Raw genomic sequence first — 16,560 nt, 5'->3', positions numbered from 1 at the left:
CGCCCTCTACGTAGGGAGAGGGCGTTCTTAATAGGATTAGTCGAGCAGTTTAGCCCACGCTTCTACCCAAGGGTTGGAAACGCTTTCTGGCTCCGGGTTTTCGCTGGCGTCAATGGTGAGCATCTCGCCAATACGACGTGCGCCCTGCTCCTGCAGCAATGCATCAAAGGTTTTACCGCCGCCGCAGAAGTTGGCGTAGGTACTATCGCCAAGCGCGATAATGCCGTAGCGCAGATGCGGTTGATACATATCTTTAATGCCTTCATACAGCGGAACGATGCTGTCCGGCAGATCGCCCTGCCCGGTGGTCGAGGTCACGACCAGCACGTATTTGCCGGTATAGGATTCCCAGTCTTTTACTTCCGGGTCCTCAAAGACCGTCGCTTTATGCCCCAGCCCGCCCAGAATGGCTTCCGCCTCTTCGGCGACCAACAGCGAGTTTCCGTACATCGTGCCGACAAAAATTCCGACTTCTGCCATAGTGATTATCTCCCTGGATTATCCGCGATACTCTCATCCTGACCGCTGTCGTCGGCAAACTCAACCCTTTCATTTAACGGGAGAAGCCCGCGCCAGCCAAACTGCGACAGCGCGCGCATCCAGACATCATCCAGACCCGCGCGAATCGTCAGCGGCTCGCCGGTAAACGGATGCGTTAATGACAGCTGACTGGCATGCAGCATCAGGCGATTACAGCCGAAATGTTCAGCGGCGCTGCGGTTTTGCCGTAGATCGCCATGTTTGCTGTCACCGAGGATCGGATGGCGCAGATGGGCCAAATGGCGACGCAGCTGATGCTTACGCCCGGTTTTCGGCTCCAGCTCCACCAGCCCGTAGCGGGTGGTCGGGTAACGGCCGGTGGCGACCGGCATTTCTACCGTCGCCAGCCCGCGATAGTGGGTCACCGCCGGCTGCGGGCCTTTATCCTCACAAGCGAACTTATCGGCGATTTTGTCCAGCTCTTCCACCAGCGGGTAATCCAGTACATCCTCTTCAGTCAGCCAGCCGCGAACGATCGCATGATAGCGTTTTTGCATCTGGTGTTGTTCAAACTGCTGCGCCAGCAGCCTGCCGGCTTCGCTCGATAATCCCATCAGCAGCACGCCGGAAGTCGGCCGGTCCAGGCGATGAGCGGTGAAGACGTGCTGGCCAATTTGATCGCGCACGGTCTGCATCACCACCACTTTCTCATCGCGATCCAGCCAACTGCGATGCACCAGCCAGCCAGATGGTTTGTTCACCGCCACCAGCCACTGGTCCTGATAAATAATCTCCAGCATCAGGCGTTTTCGTCCGCGAATAATGCATCCAGCAGCAGTAGCTCAGCCACGATAGCTTCGCGCGCCGGATGGGCTTTATCCAGCGCCATCTCGTAATAGGGCGCGACGGCAAAGTTCTGCGGCAGCGGCATACCGCTGGCAATCAGTTGATGCATACGTGGGATCAGCACCCACTGTAGCCATTCCAGCGGCTCGAGCGTGTCCAGGCAAAACGGCTGCTCGCTGGCGAAAGCGCGGCTATCCGGGGCCTGTTCCTGCCAGTGGTTTGTTTCGCGCAGCAGCGCTTCAATGGCGTGCAGGCGATCGCGCACGCTAGCGTGAAGGGTCATGGGGAAACCTCGATGAATTGTAAACCGGGCGCAGGATAGCAAATCCGCGAGAGAAATAAAAAAAGGGAGCACTGTATAAACAGTGCTCCCGGTTCGTTTTGCAGCATTCCAGCTACATTGGTGCTCCCTGCTCGTCCTTGAAAACTTTTCCTGAGGTCTCCTGACCAAGTTCATCCATAAACTAGCGCATCCTGCTTTCACACCACCCCGATGTGAAATAACTTATCCCTAAGTGTGTCCAGATCTTCCTGATCCACCGTTCATCCTGAGCGGCTCTCGTTCTCCATCCTGGAGGTGTCCTTTACGCTTTCCTGCGTTATCCTTGCTTCATCCTGAAGCCTGTCCTTGCAACGCCATCCTGGCGGGTCCTGTAGAAGAGCCATCATCCTGATGTTCTCTTCATCCGCGACTTCCTGTCGACGCACATAGGATCACTGATTCCGCCTCTTCTTACAAGACTTACTACGACAATCTCTTAAGATTAGTGGCCAAACCAAAAGCGCACACAATCATCAAATCATTAAATAACAATGGGTTATATGTAATCACTACGTAAAAAATTGCTGAAAATGATGACGATCTCTTACAGGTCTTGTAAGAGATCTCTCACAAACAACTTGGGGAAATGGATTACAGAAGGGGCTCAAGCTGATTCAGGAAACTCGCAAGCGAGTGGGAAAGGGTCTCTCTTTTTCGAGTACCGAGCGTCTCTTTAATCACTTCGCCGCTCAGGTTACAGACCGAAATAACCTCCAGTTCGCTATCCAGCGTGGCGATAAACAGCGTCGGCGATAGCTTCAGACGTTTTTGTACCACCAGGTGACCAATGAGGTTTTCCTGTACTCGCTGGAAATCATCCGGGCTCCATGCCTGCAGCAGAGTGAGGTTCTGTTCCGCGAAGCGGGCGTGCATATCGCCAGCGAACTGAGTGGTATAATAACTATGAATCGGCTGTTGTACCACAATCTCCAGCGCCCGTTCAACCCCATCGAGATGGTGTTCTAACGTAAACGGCTGCGGCTGCCAGAAAACGGCATCGTCTTCGCTAGCGCTAATACAGGGAGATGGGATGCCATAAAGGTCTTCGCTACGCGGCAGGCTGGCATAACGCTGCTGCCACGCATCGCAGTAACGTTGGGTAAATGATTGCAGCGCTTCTATGGTCTGATGATCCACCGGTTTCTCTCTTCACGTTAGACAGGATACACTTGGCATATAGTGTACCCGCTTTACTATGGTGAAACATGTCTTCTTACGATAATCATCAGGCGCTGGCCGGCCTGACGCTCGGTAAATCAACGGATTACCGCGATACCTATGACGCTTCGTTGCTGCAGGGCGTGCCCCGCAGCCTGAACCGCGATCCGCTCGGCCTGCATGCCGATAATCTGCCGTTCCACGGCACCGATATCTGGACGCTGTACGAGCTGTCGTGGCTGAACGCCAAAGGCCTGCCGCAGGTCGCCGTCGGCTACGTGGAACTGAGCGATACCACCATCAATCTGGTGGAATCGAAAAGCTTCAAACTGTACCTGAACAGCTTCAACCAGACCCGCTTCGCCGACTGGCAGGAAGTTCAGGCCACGCTAACCCGCGATCTCAGCGCCTGCGCCCAGGGCGAGGTCAAGGTTTCGCTGTACCGACTCGATGAGCTGGAAGGGCAACCGGTCGCCCATCTGCATGGCACCTGCATCGACGATCAGGATATCGAGATTGATAACTATCAGTTCAGCGCCGACTACCTGCAGGACGCGGCCAGCGGCAAAGTCGTCGAAGAGACGCTGGTCAGCCATCTGTTGAAATCGAATTGTCTGATCACCCACCAGCCGGACTGGGGCTCGGTACAGATTCAGTATCGCGGGCCGAAAATCGATCGCGAAAAACTGCTGCGCTATCTGGTGTCGTTCCGCCACCACAATGAATTCCACGAACAGTGCGTCGAACGCATCTTTAATGATGTGCTGCGTTTCTGCCGCCCGGAATCGCTTTCCGTGTACGCTCGCTACACCCGCCGCGGCGGCCTGGATATCAATCCGTGGCGCAGCAACGGTGAATTCGTGCCGGCAACCGGCCGTCTGGCGCGGCAATAAGCGAAATTTTTCACACTTTGCGTGCGTTAACGCGTACGCAAGGTTGTGGAAATACTACGGCCAGGGCTATTGTAATCACAGGAAGACGATAATCGTCCTGTAAGGAGTTCACTTGATTACACACGTTAGCCCGCTTGGTTCAATGGATATGCTGTCACAGCTGGAAGTGGATATGCTTAAACGCACCGCCAGTAGTGACCTGTATCAACTCTTTCGCAACTGCTCGCTTGCTGTGCTCAACTCGGGGAGCCTGACCGATAACAGCAAGGAGCTACTGTCTCGTTTTGAAAACTTCGATATTAACGTGCTGCGCCGCGAACGCGGCGTGAAGCTGGAACTGATCAACCCGCCGGAAGACGCTTTCGTCGATGGCCGTATTATCCGTTCCCTGCAGGCCAACCTGTTTGCCGTGCTGCGCGATATCCTGTTCGTCTACGGGCAGATCCACAACACCGTCCGCTTCCCGAATCTCGATCTCGAAAGCTCAATTCATATCACCAACCTGGTGTTCTCGATTCTGCGCAACGCCCGCGCGCTGCACGTCGGCGAAGCGCCGAATATGATTGTCTGCTGGGGCGGCCACTCTATTAATGAAAATGAATACCTGTACGCGCGCCGCGTCGGTACCCAGCTTGGCCTGCGCGAACTGAACATCTGCACCGGCTGCGGGCCAGGCGCCATGGAAGCGCCAATGAAAGGCGCCGCCGTCGGCCACGCCCAGCAGCGCTATAAAGACAGCCGCTTTATCGGCATGACCGAACCCTCCATTATCGCCGCTGAGCCGCCAAATCCGCTGGTCAACGAACTGATCATCATGCCGGACATCGAAAAGCGTCTCGAAGCGTTCGTGCGCATCGCCCACGGTATTATCATCTTCCCCGGCGGCGTGGGTACTGCGGAAGAGCTGCTTTATCTGCTGGGCATCCTGATGCATCCGGATAACAAGGCGCAGGTGCTGCCGCTTATCCTCACCGGGCCGAAAGAGAGCGCCGACTACTTCCGCGTGCTGGACGAGTTCATCGTTCATACCCTCGGCGAATCGGCTCGCCGCCACTATCGCATTATTATTGACGATGCCGCGGAAGTGGCGCGCCAGATGAAAAAAGCGATGCCATTGGTCAAAGAGAGCCGCCGCGAAACCGACGACGCCTACAGCTTCAACTGGTCGATTCGTATTTCGCCGGACCTGCAGATGCCGTTCGATCCGACGCACGACAATATGGCCAATCTCAAACTTTATCCGGACCAACCGGTGGAAGTGCTGGCCGCCGACCTGCGTCGCGCCTTCTCCGGGATTGTCGCCGGCAACGTGAAAGAAGTCGGTATTCAGGCCATCGAGAAATATGGCCCTTACAAGCTGCATGGCGATCCGGAAATGATGCGCCGCATGGACGATCTGCTGCAGGGCTTCGTTGCCCAGCACCGCATGAAGCTTCCGGGCGGCAGCGCCTACATTCCGTGCTACGAAATCTGCTCCTGATAACGTAATACCTCTCCCGGGCGGCGGTCGATACCTTGCCCGGGCATTCCCCCTCTGTTTCCAGTTAATTAATTTTTCTAATAAATGATTCGTAGAGTTTCCATATAGCCAAACGTTTGCGTTTCCAAAAAGAGCAATAAAATTCACCATAAAAATAACATTAAGGCGAAAAAACGTCGTTTACATCACTTTTTTGCAGCAAAAACCTCGTTATTTGGTAACAGAGCTTTTATCTCATGTGCTGCAAATGATAGCCTTCGCGCCACATTTATCTGGCTGATCACCATAAACAGACTGTTGGGCTAAAAACGTTCATATTTAAAGTGGATTATTGCATTTGGGATCCCGATCACTGATGCATTTCCGATATAAATGTATCTTGCCGCCCAATTGTTACGGAGAAAATTTCTAAAAAACCGTAAAGCAACGAATTTCATATTATTTAATCGTTTTTATTTACTAGATTTTGTTGATTCCTCCAGGAGATACAGATGGAAACCACACAAACCAGCACTATCGTTTCGGGTGAATCCCGCAGCGGATGGCGCAAAACGGATACCATGTGGATGCTGGGCCTGTACGGCACGGCGATCGGCGCGGGCGTTTTGTTCCTGCCAATCAACGCCGGCGTCGGCGGTATGATCCCACTAATTATCATGGCGATTCTGGCCTTCCCGATGACCTTCTTCGCACACCGCGGTATGACCCGCTTCGTGCTGTCCGGTAAAAATCCGGGCGAAGACATTACCGAAGTCGTTGAAGAACACTTTGGCGTAGGCGCAGGTAAACTGATTACGCTGCTCTACTTCTTCGCAATCTACCCGATCCTGCTGGTTTATAGCGTGGCGATCACCAACACCGTCGAAAGCTTCATGGCGCACCAGCTGCACATGACGCCGCCGCCGCGCGCCATTCTGTCCCTGATTCTGATTGTCGGCATGATGACCATCGTGCGTTTCGGCGAGCAGATGATCGTTAAGGCAATGAGTGTCCTGGTATTCCCGTTCGTTATCGCGCTGATGGTTCTGGCGCTGTACCTGATCCCGCAATGGAACGGCGCGGCGCTGGAAACCCTGTCGCTGAGCAGCGCGTCAACAACCGGTAACGGTCTGCTGATGACCCTGTGGCTGGCGATCCCGGTAATGGTCTTCTCCTTTAACCACTCGCCGATCATCTCCTCCTTCGCGGTAGCGAAGCGTGAAGAGTACGGCGAAGGCGCAGAGAAGAAATGCTCCAGCATCCTGGCGCGCGCTCACATCATGATGGTGCTGACCGTTATGTTCTTCGTCTTCAGCTGCGTACTGAGCCTGTCTCCGGCGGACCTGGCGGCGGCGAAAGAGCAGAACATCTCGATTCTGTCTTACCTGGCGAACCACTTTAACGCACCGGTTATCGCCTGGATGGCGCCGATCATCGCGATGATCGCTATCACCAAATCCTTCCTCGGCCACTATCTGGGCGCTCGTGAAGGTTTCAACGGCATGGTGATTAAGTCTCTGCGCGGCAAAGGCAAGACCATCGAAATCAACAAACTGAACAAGCTGACCGCGCTGTTTATGCTGGTCACCACCTGGATTGTGGCCACACTGAACCCGAGCATCCTCGGCATGATTGAGACCCTGGGCGGTCCGATTATCGCGATGATTCTGTTCCTGATGCCGATGTACGCTATCCAGAAAGTTCCGGCCATGCGCAAATACAGCGGCCACATCAGCAACGTCTTCGTTGTGATTATGGGCCTGATTGCCATCTCCGCGATTTTCTACTCTCTGTTCAGCTAATTCTCTTAAGACCTCCCCTCGCGCCGCTTAACGGCGGCGCGCTTTCCGACAGTACTGGAATACATCATGATCAGCGTATTCGATATTTTCAAAATCGGCATTGGCCCATCCAGCTCCCATACCGTTGGACCGATGAAAGCGGGCAAACAATTTACTGACGACCTGATTGCGCGCGGCCTGCTGGCCGACGTCAGCAAAGTCGTCGTCGACGTTTACGGCTCCCTGTCTCTGACCGGTAAAGGCCACCATACCGATATCGCCATTATCATGGGACTGGCCGGCAATCTGCCGGATACCGTCGACATCGACGCGATCCCGGGCTTTATTCAGGACGTTAACACCCACGGCCGCCTGCTGCTGGCGAACGGTCAGCACGAAGTCGAGTTCCCTGTCGACCAGTGCATGAATTTCCATGCCGACAACCTTTCTCTGCATGAGAACGGCATGCGCATTACCGCGCTGGGCGGCGACAAGGTGCTCTACAGCCAGACCTACTACTCCATCGGCGGCGGCTTTATCGTCGATGAAGAGCACTTCGGCCTGACCACCGAGGCGCCGGTTGCTGTGCCTTATCCGTACAAAAACGCCGCCGACCTGCAGAAACACTGCAATGAAACCGGCCTGTCGCTCTCCGGTCTGATGATGCAAAACGAGCTGGCGCTGCACAGCAAAGAAGAGCTGGAACAGCACTTCGCCGCGGTGTGGGAAGTGATGAGCGCCGGTATCGAGCGCGGCATTACCACTGAAGGCGTGCTGCCGGGCAAACTGCGCGTTCCGCGCCGCGCCGCCGCGCTGCGCCGCATGCTGGTAAGCCAGGACAATACCAACAGCGACCCGATGGCGGTAGTGGACTGGATCAACATGTTCGCGCTGGCGGTGAACGAAGAGAACGCCGCCGGCGGCCGCGTGGTGACCGCGCCAACTAACGGCGCGTGCGGTATCGTTCCTGCGGTACTGGCCTACTACGACAAGTTTATCCGCAAGGTGAACGCTAACTCTCTGGCCCGCTATATGCTGGTCGCCAGCGCCATTGGTTCGCTGTATAAGATGAACGCCTCTATCTCCGGCGCCGAAGTCGGTTGCCAGGGCGAAGTCGGCGTGGCCTGCTCGATGGCCGCGGCCGGTCTGGCGGAGCTGCTGGGCGCTAGCCCGGCCCAGGTGTGCATCGCCGCGGAAATCGGTATGGAACATAACCTCGGCCTGACCTGCGACCCGGTTGCCGGCCAGGTGCAGGTACCGTGCATCGAGCGTAACGCCATCGCGGCGGTCAAAGCGGTTAACGCCGCGCGCATGGCCCTGCGCCGTACCAGCGAACCGCGCGTGTGCCTCGATAAGGTTATCGAGACCATGTATGAAACGGGCAAAGATATGAACGCCAAGTACCGCGAAACCTCTCGCGGCGGCCTGGCGATGAAAATCGTCGCCTGCGATTAACGCCTCTGGCCCGGCACGCTTCGGCATGTCGGGCCAACTCTCCTCCAGCCCTGGCTCATTCTGCGAGCCTGCTTCCCGAACTTCGCGCTACCAATAGCCTCGTATTGCCACCGATGTTACCCTTATAGCCTGAGAACAAAGGGAGATATCTTGTGGCTGTTCATCTGTTAATTGTCGACGCGCTCAATCTGATCCGCCGTATTCATGCGGTGCAGGGTTCCCCCTGCGCGGATACCTGCCTGCACGCCCTCGAACAGCTTATCGTCCACAGCCAGCCGACGCACGCCGTGGCGGTGTTCGACGATGAAGACCGCACCCACGGCTGGCGCCACCAGCGGCTGCCGGACTATAAAGCCGGGCGCGCGCCGATGCCGGAAACGCTGGAAGCGGAAATGCCGGCGCTGCGGGCGGCTTTCGAACAGCGCGGTATCCGCTGCTGGGCGCTGCCCGGCAGCGAAGCGGACGACCTGGCGGCCACGCTCGCCGTTAAAGTTGCCCAGGCCGGACATCAGGCGACTATTGTTTCGACCGATAAAGGCTACTGTCAGCTGCTGTCGCCGACCATTCGCATCCGCGACTATTTCCAGAAACGCTGGCTGGATGCGCCGTTTATCGCCAATGAATTCGGCGTGACGCCGGAACAGCTCCCGGACTACTGGGGCCTGGCGGGAATTAGCAGCTCGAAAGTCCCGGGCGTTGCCGGGATTGGGCCGAAAAGCGCGGCGCAGCTGTTAACGGATTATCAGGATTTAGAAGGCATCTACGCGCGGCTTGCCGAAGTGCCGGAGAAGTGGCGTAAGAAGCTTGAAGAGCATAAAGAGATGGCGTTTACCTGCCGGGAAATCGCCCGCCTGCAAACGGATTTACAGCTCGATGGCAACCTACAGCAGCTGCGTTTGCCATCCGCGTGATCCCCGGCCGCGCTAATACGTGGCCGGGTCTGCTGAGCGCTGATTAGCGCTCGTCGCGGCGGCCGCCGACCGCCGCCCACAGGCGACGCACGTGTACGGTCACTTCTTCACGGTCGTGATACAGCTGACGGGCCTGAATCTGCGCGTTAATTCCGTGCTCATCAAGCTGCGCCTGGATATAGGCCAGGTTTTGCGACACCTCTTCATAGCGCTTTTTCATCGGCAGCTTGAGGTTAAAAATGGTCTCGCGGCACCAGCCATTCACCAGCCACTGGGCCATTAACGCCGCCACTTTCGCCGGTTTCTCAACCATGTCGCACACCATCCACGAGATGTTATTGCGGTTCGGACGATAGCGGAAGCCATCTTCACGCAGCCAGGTCACCTGTCCGGTATCCATCAGGCTCTGCGCCATCGGGCCGTTATCGACCGAAGAGACCCACATGTTGCGCTTCACCAGTTGATAGGTCCAGCCGCCCGGGCAGGCGCCGAGATCCACCGCGTACATGCCATTCGCCAGACGCTCGTCCCACTCATCCGCCGGAATGAAGACGTGAAATGCCTCTTCCAGCTTCAGCGTCGAACGGCTCGGCGCATCGGAAGGGAACTTCAGGCGCGGGATCCCCATATAAAACGGCGAGTTGTTATTGCTAAAGGAATAGCCGGTATAGCAACAGCCGGGTGCGATAAAGAACACGTGCACCACCGGACGCTTCGGCGTTTCATAGTTGGTCAGCACGCCGGCTTCACGCAGCGCCGCGCGCAGCGGCACCGTGAACTTGCGGCAGAACTTCATCAGCTCTTTGCTTTCGTTGGTATCCGCGACCTCAACGCGCAGATCGCCGCCCTTTTCCACCACGCCCTGCAGCATACCGACGATCGGCGTGATGCGGTCTTCCGGCGGCAGGTCGCGCAGCAGTTCGCCAACAACGAACATCTGACGCGCGAAAATCAGCGAGCTAAACGGTAGATCGCGCACCAGCTTCTCGCCATCGCCCTGCTGATAGCACTCAAAAATCACATATCCGGAGTCGTCTTTGACCCGGGCAAAACCAAATACCTCAAGGCGGGCTGCCTTATCGGTAATTTCTGCTGCGCACTCTTTCTCAAACCCGGGGCGACAATAGAGGACAACCTTATTCATGAACAACGCCCTTACGTTTCAGACGAATTGCACCAATTAACATTAATACCCAACCGGCAAGGAAGCAGACGCCGCCTACCGGGGTAACGAACGCCCACAGGCGTAAATGCGACAGCGCCAGGCAATATAAGCTGCCGCTGAACAACACGGTTCCCAGCGCCAAAAACACGCTGCTCCAGTAAAACCAGATACTTATCCGCCGCTGCATGGCGACAGACAGGCCTAAAATCGCCAGCGTATGAAACGCCTGATACTCAAGGCCAGTGTGGATCCAGGCCATTTCGGCCGCACCCAGCGATTTACTTAATACGTGTGCGCCAAAGGCGCCCAGAGCCACAAAAATAAAGCCGCTGATGGCGGCAAAAATCAGCATAAAACGGCTGGTCATGTTGATACCCTACAAAGTCAGTTAACGCCTGGTCATCAGGCCGTTATTGTTCGTAACGAAAGCGGAATTTTTCTTGTTCGCTCGCCGCCTTCGCTAAAATCCACTGGCGGAAAGCGGCTATTTTACCCAGTTCAGCCTGACTGTCATGACAAACAAGGTAAAACGCGTTCTTACTGACCAGAACATCATTAAACGGGCAGACCAAACGGCCTGCTTCAATTTCGGACTGGGCCATAACGTTATTGGCCAGTGCGACGCCTTGTCCATGGATTGCCGCCTGCAGCACCATCGCGCTGTGGCTGAATATCGGTCCCTGTTGCACATTGATATGATTTAGACCCAGTTGCCGGGTATAAGTTTGCCAGTCGCGGCGAGAGGCATCATGTAACAGCGTATGTTGCGCCAGATCGGCAGGCGTTTTCAACGCTTTGTCACCGGTTAACAACAACGGCGAACAAACCGGTAGTAAATATTCGGCGTACAGTTTTTCAACACGCAGCCCCGGCCAGTTGCCGCGGCCATAGAAAATCGCTACGTCGACGTCGTCGGCCAGTTTGTCTTCCTGACGGTCCACCGCCTGGATCCGCACGTCGATCCCCGGATAAGCTGAGTTAAAGCTTGAGAGTCGCGGCACCAGCCACTGAATGGCGAAACTGGGCAATAAACTAACAGTTAGCGCCCCTTTCGCGCTGCGCGCCTGCAGTTTACGCGTCGCTTCGGTGAGCTGCGAAAAAATCTCTTTAATATCCTGAAAATAGCTTTGCCCCTCTTCCGTTAACAGCAGCGAGCGATTGCGTCGACGAAACAGCTTCAGGCCCAGAAAGTCCTCTAGTGACTTGATTTGGTGACTTACTGCGGCCTGCGTCACAAAAAGCTCATCGGCTGCGCGAGTGAAGCTCAGATGACGTGCGGCTGCATCAAAAACACGTAATGCATTCAGAGGTGGTAATCGCTTCGACATGGTTATTCTGACTGAGATGTTAACGAGTTTTAACAAATAGGAAACAACAGTTAACCTATTAGTTTTTTTTATCTGAGCCATTATAAATTGTCCGTTGAGGTTCTACCAGCAAATACCTATAGTGGCGGCACTTCCTGAGCCGGAACGAAAAGCTTTTTTTGGAATGCGTGTTCCAACAAGCTTTTGGCTTACGGTTGTGATGTTGTGTTGTTGTGTTTGCAATTGGTCTGGGTTTGCAGACCATGGTAGCAAGGCTACCTTTTCACTTCCTGTACATTTACCCTGTCTGTCCATAGTGATTTAATGTAGCACCGCAATGCGCGGTGCTTTTTTTTGCCGAAAAATCACCGTTCTCCCCGCCTCCTCGCTATCACCAGCCTTGCCCTAATGGGGAATTTGCGCGACGATCGTGATATCGATATGAGGAATTCCATGAACGCATTCAATCCCGCCCACTTCCGCGCCCAGTTTCCAGCCCTGGCGGATGCCGGCGTCTACCTGGATAGCGCGGCGACGGCGCTAAAACCGCTGGCCGTGATCGATGCCAGCGACCAGTTTTATCGTCTGAGCGCCGGCAACGTCCACCGCAGCCAGTTTGCCGCCGCCCAGCGTCTTACCGAGCGCTACGAGGCGGCGCGCGAACGCGTCGCCAGTTGGCTTAACGCCTCTTCCGGCAAAGATATCGTCTGGACCCGCGGCACCACCGAAGCCATCAATATGGTCGCGCAGAGTTACGTGCGCCCGCGCCTGCATCCTGGCGATGAAATAATCGTCAGCGAAGCCGAACACCACGCCAACCTGGTGCCGTGGCTGATGGTTGCCGAACAAACCGGCGCGCGGGTGGTCAAGCTTCCGCTGGGCGCCGATCGTCTGCCGGATGTCGCGCAACTGCCTTCGCTTATCTCTCCGCGCAGCCGGGTGCTGGCGATTGGCCAGATGTCTAACGTCACCGGCGGCTGCCCCGATCTGCGACTTGCTATTGATTTCGCCCATCAGGCGGGAATGATAGTGATAGTTGATGGCGCGCAGGGCGCGGTGCACTTTCCGGCCGACGTGCAGGCGCTGGATATCGATTTTTATGCCTTCTCCGCCCACAAGCTGTATGGCCCAACGGGTATTGGCGCGCTGTATGGCAAAAGCGAGTTGCTGGCGGAGATGTCGCCATGGCTCGGCGGCGGCAAAATGATTACTGAAGTCTCATTCGATGGCTTTAAAACCCAGCCCGCCCCCTGGCGGCTTGAAGCCGGGACGCCCAACGTCGCCGGCGTTATCGGCCTCAGCGCCGCGCTGGAATGGCTGCAGGAAATCGATCTTACACAGGCGGAAAGCTGGAGCCGTAGCCTGGCGACGCTTGCGGAAGATGAGCTGGCAAAGCGGCCCGGTTTTCGTTCGTTCCGCTGTCAGGATTCGAGCCTGCTGGCCTTTGATTTCGAGGGCGTACACCATAGCGATATGGTTACGTTGCTGGCGGAGTCCGGCATTGCGCTACGCGCCGGGCAGCATTGCGCGCAACCGCTGCTGGCGGTATTAGGCGTCAGCGGTACGCTGCGCGCCTCATTCGCGCCGTACAATACGCAAGATGATGTTTATGCGCTGGTGCACGCTATCGACCGCGCGTTGGAAATACTGGTGGATTAATGATGACCTCCCAACCTTTAAGCGCCGCGCTCAGCGAAGCGACGCTGCGCCAAATCTTCGCCCCGCTAACTCAGTGGGAAGATAAGTACCGCCAGTTGATTTTAGTAGGTAAGAAACTGCCGCCATTAACGGATGACCAGCGGGCGCAGGCGAAAGAGATCGCCGGCTGCGAAAACCGTGTCTGGCTGGGGTATCAGGTTGATGCTGAGGGCAAGATGCACTTCTTTGGCGATAGCGAAGGGCGTATCGTGCGCGGCCTGCTGGCGGTGCTGTTAGCCGCCTGCGAAGGAAAAAGCGCCGCTGAGATTTTAGCTAATGATCCGTTGGCGTTATTCGATGAGCTGGGTTTGCGCGGGCAGCTTAGCGCTTCGCGCAGCCAGGGGCTGCAGGCGCTAAGCGACGCGGTGCTCGCCGCCGCCCGCGAGAACTAATTCAAACGCCGTCTCCCCGGCTTGCGCTACGCTGAGCCGGGCTACTCCCACTACAACCGCATCAATGCTGACTGAAACTGCCGGTGTTGGGGGCCTCAAAATCGCTGAGACGTTCCCGGCAGGCCGGGGCAGCCCGCATGGATGCGGGCTGAGGGCCGTGTTTTGCACGGACGCTGCCTCGGCCCGACCCGAAGCCTGCAGGGATAAGTCGAAGGTACCACGAAGTGGCGATTTTGGCGGCCAGAGCCCGGGAGTACAGAGGGCGGCGGCGACTGGCCGCCCTCTGTGCGCTCCCTGCGCCATGAGTGCCATAACGCAGAAGAAATATCGGGAGCGCAATGTGCTTTGAATTAACACAAAGCACATGTTTATCCCCAACCAAAACCGTTGCAAACTAATAATAGTATCTACGGTTCCAGGCCAATAAAGGAAACGCCTGCCGGACTATTCCCCCTGACGCTGCGCTTTTGCCAACATCTTCTTCAACGCATGGGATACGGCGACAAAACCAAAGGTCGCCGTCACCATGGTCGCCGCGCCAAAACCGGAGGCGCAATCCATCCGCTTCGGCCCTTCCGCCGTGCTTTTCATTGCACATACGCTGCCATCCGCCTGCGGGTAGACCAATGCTTCGGTCGAGAAGACGCAATCAATGCCCAGCTTTCCTTTACTATTCTTCACTACGCCAAACTGGCTTTTCAGCCGTTCGCGCAGTTTCGCCGCCAGCGGATCCTGAATAGTTTTCGCCAAATCGGCCACCTGGATCTGCGTCGGATCGATTTGCCCGCCGGCTCCGCCGGTCGTCACCAACGGTACTTTATAACGGCGGCACCAGGCGATCAGCGCCGCTTTTGGCCTGACGCTATCGATCGCGTCGATGACATAGCTAAAGCCCGCTCCCAGGTATTCCGCTACGTTCTCGGGCGTGATGAAATCATCGATAACCGTGACCCGACACTCCGGGTTAATCAGACGTATACGCTCGGCCATCACTTCCGCTTTCGCCAGCCCAACGTTGCCGCCAAGGGCGTGGATTTGGCGATTGGTATTGGTGACGCAAACATCATCCATATCAATCAGCGTAATCGCGCCAATCCCGGTACGCGCCAGCGCTTCCGCCGCCCATGAGCCGACGCCGCCGATCCCGACTACGCAAACATGCGCCTCGGCAAAACACTGCAGCGCCTTTTCGCCATATAAACGCGCCGTGCCGCCAAACCGCTGGCGCCAGGCATCGCTGATTACTACAGACATAAAACCTCAGAATAAAGTAGAGACCCCGGATCCGGCGCGTTGCGCGGATCCGGGTTAGACACGTTCGGACGTTTAAACGTTAACCGCTAAAGACGCTACCGGCGCCTGGCGCGTTTTTCAGTACCCACACGCGGCCATAGTGGTTATACCAACCGGCGCGATGACCCGCATCCGGGCCGATGCCCTGGTAGATATCGAAGTGCTGGCCTTTAATCGCCCCGCCGACATCCAGCGCCACCATCAGGCGTAGCTCGTACTGACCGTTAAACTTACCGTTATTATCCAGCAGAGGCACCTCGGCCAGCAAGGTGGTTCCCGGCGGAATAATCGAACGGTCAGAGGCGACCGACGCGCGGCCAATCAATGGTACCGCGCTCGCCCCTTTCACCGGCGCGTAGGACTGCGGTTTAAAGAAGACGAAAGATGGGTTCTGCTCCAGCAGCTCGCGGACTTCCGCTTCGCTATGCTTTTCGCCCCATTCACGGATCGCCTGCATCGACATATCTTCCCGCTTCACTTCGCCGCGGTCGATAAGCACTTTACCGATACTACGGTAAGGCCAGCCGTTTTTCCCGGCGTAGCTGAAGAAGTTAAGCGGCGAACCGTCGCCAAAGTCGATATAGCCGCTGCCCTGCACGTCCATGATGAAGTTATCCATCAGCGAGTTGCTGTAGGCCAGCACGTAGTTATCGCTGAGCGCTCCGGCATAGATGCTGGCGCGGGAAGGGAGCTTGCCGTTTTTCGGCGGCATACGGTAAATAGGATACTGGAACTCGCCCTGGCGAGTGTGGCGGGCCTGTACGACCGGGGTGTAGTAGCCGGTAAACTGCACGTTGCCGTAGTTATCAGCCCCCTGCATCTGCCAGGCATCAATACCAAACTGGCGTAACGTGCGGGTATCGCCGCCGGAACGCAGCCACTCCTGAATCGCGTTATAGACGCTGCTCTGGCTATTATAGAGACGCGGAGAGGCGCTACGAATCTGACCAACCTGCTGGGAGAAGTCGCCGGCGTTAATCGGCGCGCCTACCGCATCAGGTTGGTTTACCAATGAAAACGGCTGGGTAAACTTGCCATCACTATATTGCTGACCGCGATCGGTCGGTTTCGAGGTACAGGCGGCGAGCATCGCCAGCATTGCCCCCGTCGCTACATATTTTGCCCAACGTCCTTTCATGGTATCTCTTCTTTATTGCTGCTAAGCCTTAGTGCGTGATGAAGATAACAAACCCATGCGGCTAATGAAATGCACGAAAGCGCCCCGCAGCCCAAATTGTGTAAAAATTCGCCCATTACTGTATTTTTAGCCGCCGTTTTTTACAAAATTGACGATTTCTACGAAAAAAGGTTGCATCAGAACGCTAGCGGAGTATAGTGCGCTTCCACGGACGCGGGGTGGAGCAGCCTGGTAGCTCGTCGGGCTCATAACCCGAAGGTCG

16 protein-coding genes are annotated in these 16,560 nt (G+C 56.2%); 7 read left to right on the top strand and 9 right to left on the bottom strand.

All coding sequences use genetic code 11. The annotated features are described in order from the left end of the window. Positions 1–36: 36 nt before the first annotated feature. The 4 genes from ABLV07_RS23790 to syd all read right to left on the bottom strand — a co-directional run bounded on the left by ABLV07_RS23790 (position 37) and on the right by syd (position 2,785). Positions 37–480, bottom strand: coding sequence for a flavodoxin (locus ABLV07_RS23790; RefSeq protein ID WP_348853844.1), 444 nt, complete (start codon positions 478–480; stop codon positions 37–39). A 5-nt stretch (positions 481–485) separates the two neighbouring features. After that, positions 486–1,280: a tRNA pseudouridine(65) synthase TruC gene (gene truC / locus ABLV07_RS23785; protein WP_047052747.1), complete on the bottom strand. Its 795-nt coding sequence runs from the start codon at positions 1,278–1,280 to the stop codon at positions 486–488. Then, positions 1,280–1,609: a YqcC family protein gene (locus ABLV07_RS23780; protein ID WP_045388938.1), complete on the bottom strand. Its 330-nt coding sequence runs from the start codon at positions 1,607–1,609 to the stop codon at positions 1,280–1,282. The genes truC and ABLV07_RS23780 overlap by 1 nt, the downstream gene beginning before the upstream one ends. 630 nt (positions 1,610–2,239) lie before the next feature. Beyond that, entirely contained in the window at positions 2,240–2,785 is a 546-nt protein-coding gene (gene syd, locus ABLV07_RS23775) for a SecY-interacting protein (RefSeq protein WP_015369954.1), read from the bottom strand. A gap of 68 nt (positions 2,786–2,853) precedes the next feature. On the opposite strand from syd, the gene queF reads away from it, so the two are divergent. From queF to xni, 5 genes are all read left to right on the top strand, one after another. Continuing rightward, complete coding sequence (queF, locus tag ABLV07_RS23770; RefSeq protein ID WP_015703314.1) at positions 2,854–3,699, top strand: NADPH-dependent 7-cyano-7-deazaguanine reductase QueF; 846 nt, start codon at positions 2,854–2,856, stop codon at positions 3,697–3,699. Positions 3,700–3,811: 112 nt separating this feature from the next. Beyond that, entirely contained in the window at positions 3,812–5,179 is a 1,368-nt protein-coding gene (ppnN, locus tag ABLV07_RS23765; protein ID WP_015369952.1) for a nucleotide 5'-monophosphate nucleosidase PpnN, read from the top strand. Between the two features lie 491 nt (positions 5,180–5,670). Beyond that, positions 5,671–6,960: an HAAAP family serine/threonine permease gene (locus ABLV07_RS23760; protein WP_015369950.1), complete on the top strand. Its 1,290-nt coding sequence runs from the start codon at positions 5,671–5,673 to the stop codon at positions 6,958–6,960. A gap of 66 nt (positions 6,961–7,026) precedes the next feature. Beyond that, a complete protein-coding gene (locus ABLV07_RS23755) occupies positions 7,027–8,394 on the top strand; it encodes an L-serine ammonia-lyase (RefSeq protein WP_015369949.1) in 1,368 nt (455 codons plus the stop codon). 152 nt (positions 8,395–8,546) lie between these two features. Beyond that, complete coding sequence (gene xni / locus ABLV07_RS23750; protein WP_015369948.1) at positions 8,547–9,305, top strand: flap endonuclease Xni; 759 nt, start codon at positions 8,547–8,549, stop codon at positions 9,303–9,305. A gap of 43 nt (positions 9,306–9,348) precedes the next feature. Here xni and rlmM read toward each other — a convergent pair whose 3' ends face one another. From rlmM to gcvA, 3 genes are read right to left on the bottom strand one after another with little or no spacing between them, the layout of a single operon-like run. Beyond that, the gene (rlmM, locus tag ABLV07_RS23745; RefSeq protein WP_015369947.1) at positions 9,349–10,449 is read right to left on the bottom strand and encodes a 23S rRNA (cytidine(2498)-2'-O)-methyltransferase RlmM; all 1,101 of its coding nucleotides are present in this window, start codon (positions 10,447–10,449) and stop codon (positions 9,349–9,351) included. Next, positions 10,442–10,837, bottom strand: a complete 396-nt coding sequence (locus ABLV07_RS23740) for a DUF423 domain-containing protein (RefSeq protein ID WP_015369946.1) — start codon at positions 10,835–10,837, stop codon at positions 10,442–10,444. The genes rlmM and ABLV07_RS23740 overlap by 8 nt, the downstream gene beginning before the upstream one ends. Before the next feature lie 43 nt (positions 10,838–10,880). Next, complete coding sequence (gene gcvA / locus ABLV07_RS23735; RefSeq protein ID WP_015369945.1) at positions 10,881–11,798, bottom strand: glycine cleavage system transcriptional regulator GcvA; 918 nt, start codon at positions 11,796–11,798, stop codon at positions 10,881–10,883. A gap of 432 nt (positions 11,799–12,230) precedes the next feature. On the opposite strand from gcvA, the gene csdA reads away from it, so the two are divergent. Continuing rightward, positions 12,231–13,436: a cysteine desulfurase CsdA gene (gene csdA, locus ABLV07_RS23730; protein ID WP_015369944.1), complete on the top strand. Its 1,206-nt coding sequence runs from the start codon at positions 12,231–12,233 to the stop codon at positions 13,434–13,436. Then, entirely contained in the window at positions 13,436–13,867 is a 432-nt protein-coding gene (csdE, locus tag ABLV07_RS23725; RefSeq protein WP_020078046.1) for a cysteine desulfurase sulfur acceptor subunit CsdE, read from the top strand. The genes csdA and csdE overlap by 1 nt, the downstream gene beginning before the upstream one ends. Before the next feature lie 444 nt (positions 13,868–14,311). On the opposite strand, the gene tcdA is transcribed toward csdE, so the two are convergent. Next, positions 14,312–15,121 (bottom strand): tRNA cyclic N6-threonylcarbamoyladenosine(37) synthase TcdA, encoded by an 810-nt coding sequence (gene tcdA, locus ABLV07_RS23720; RefSeq protein WP_015703318.1) that lies wholly within the window; start codon positions 15,119–15,121, stop codon positions 14,312–14,314. 79 nt (positions 15,122–15,200) lie between these two features. Next, positions 15,201–16,298 (bottom strand): murein transglycosylase A, encoded by a 1,098-nt coding sequence (gene mltA, locus ABLV07_RS23715; RefSeq protein WP_015369941.1) that lies wholly within the window; start codon positions 16,296–16,298, stop codon positions 15,201–15,203. Positions 16,299–16,560: the final 262 nt, after the last annotated feature.

It is taken from the genome of Klebsiella sp. CN_Kp097 (assembly GCF_040064495.1).
Taxonomy (GTDB): Bacteria; Pseudomonadota; Gammaproteobacteria; order Enterobacterales; family Enterobacteriaceae; genus Klebsiella; species Klebsiella aerogenes.
The sequence above is the reverse complement of the archived record's forward strand: the minus strand, read 5'-3'. Positions and strand labels throughout refer to the sequence as shown.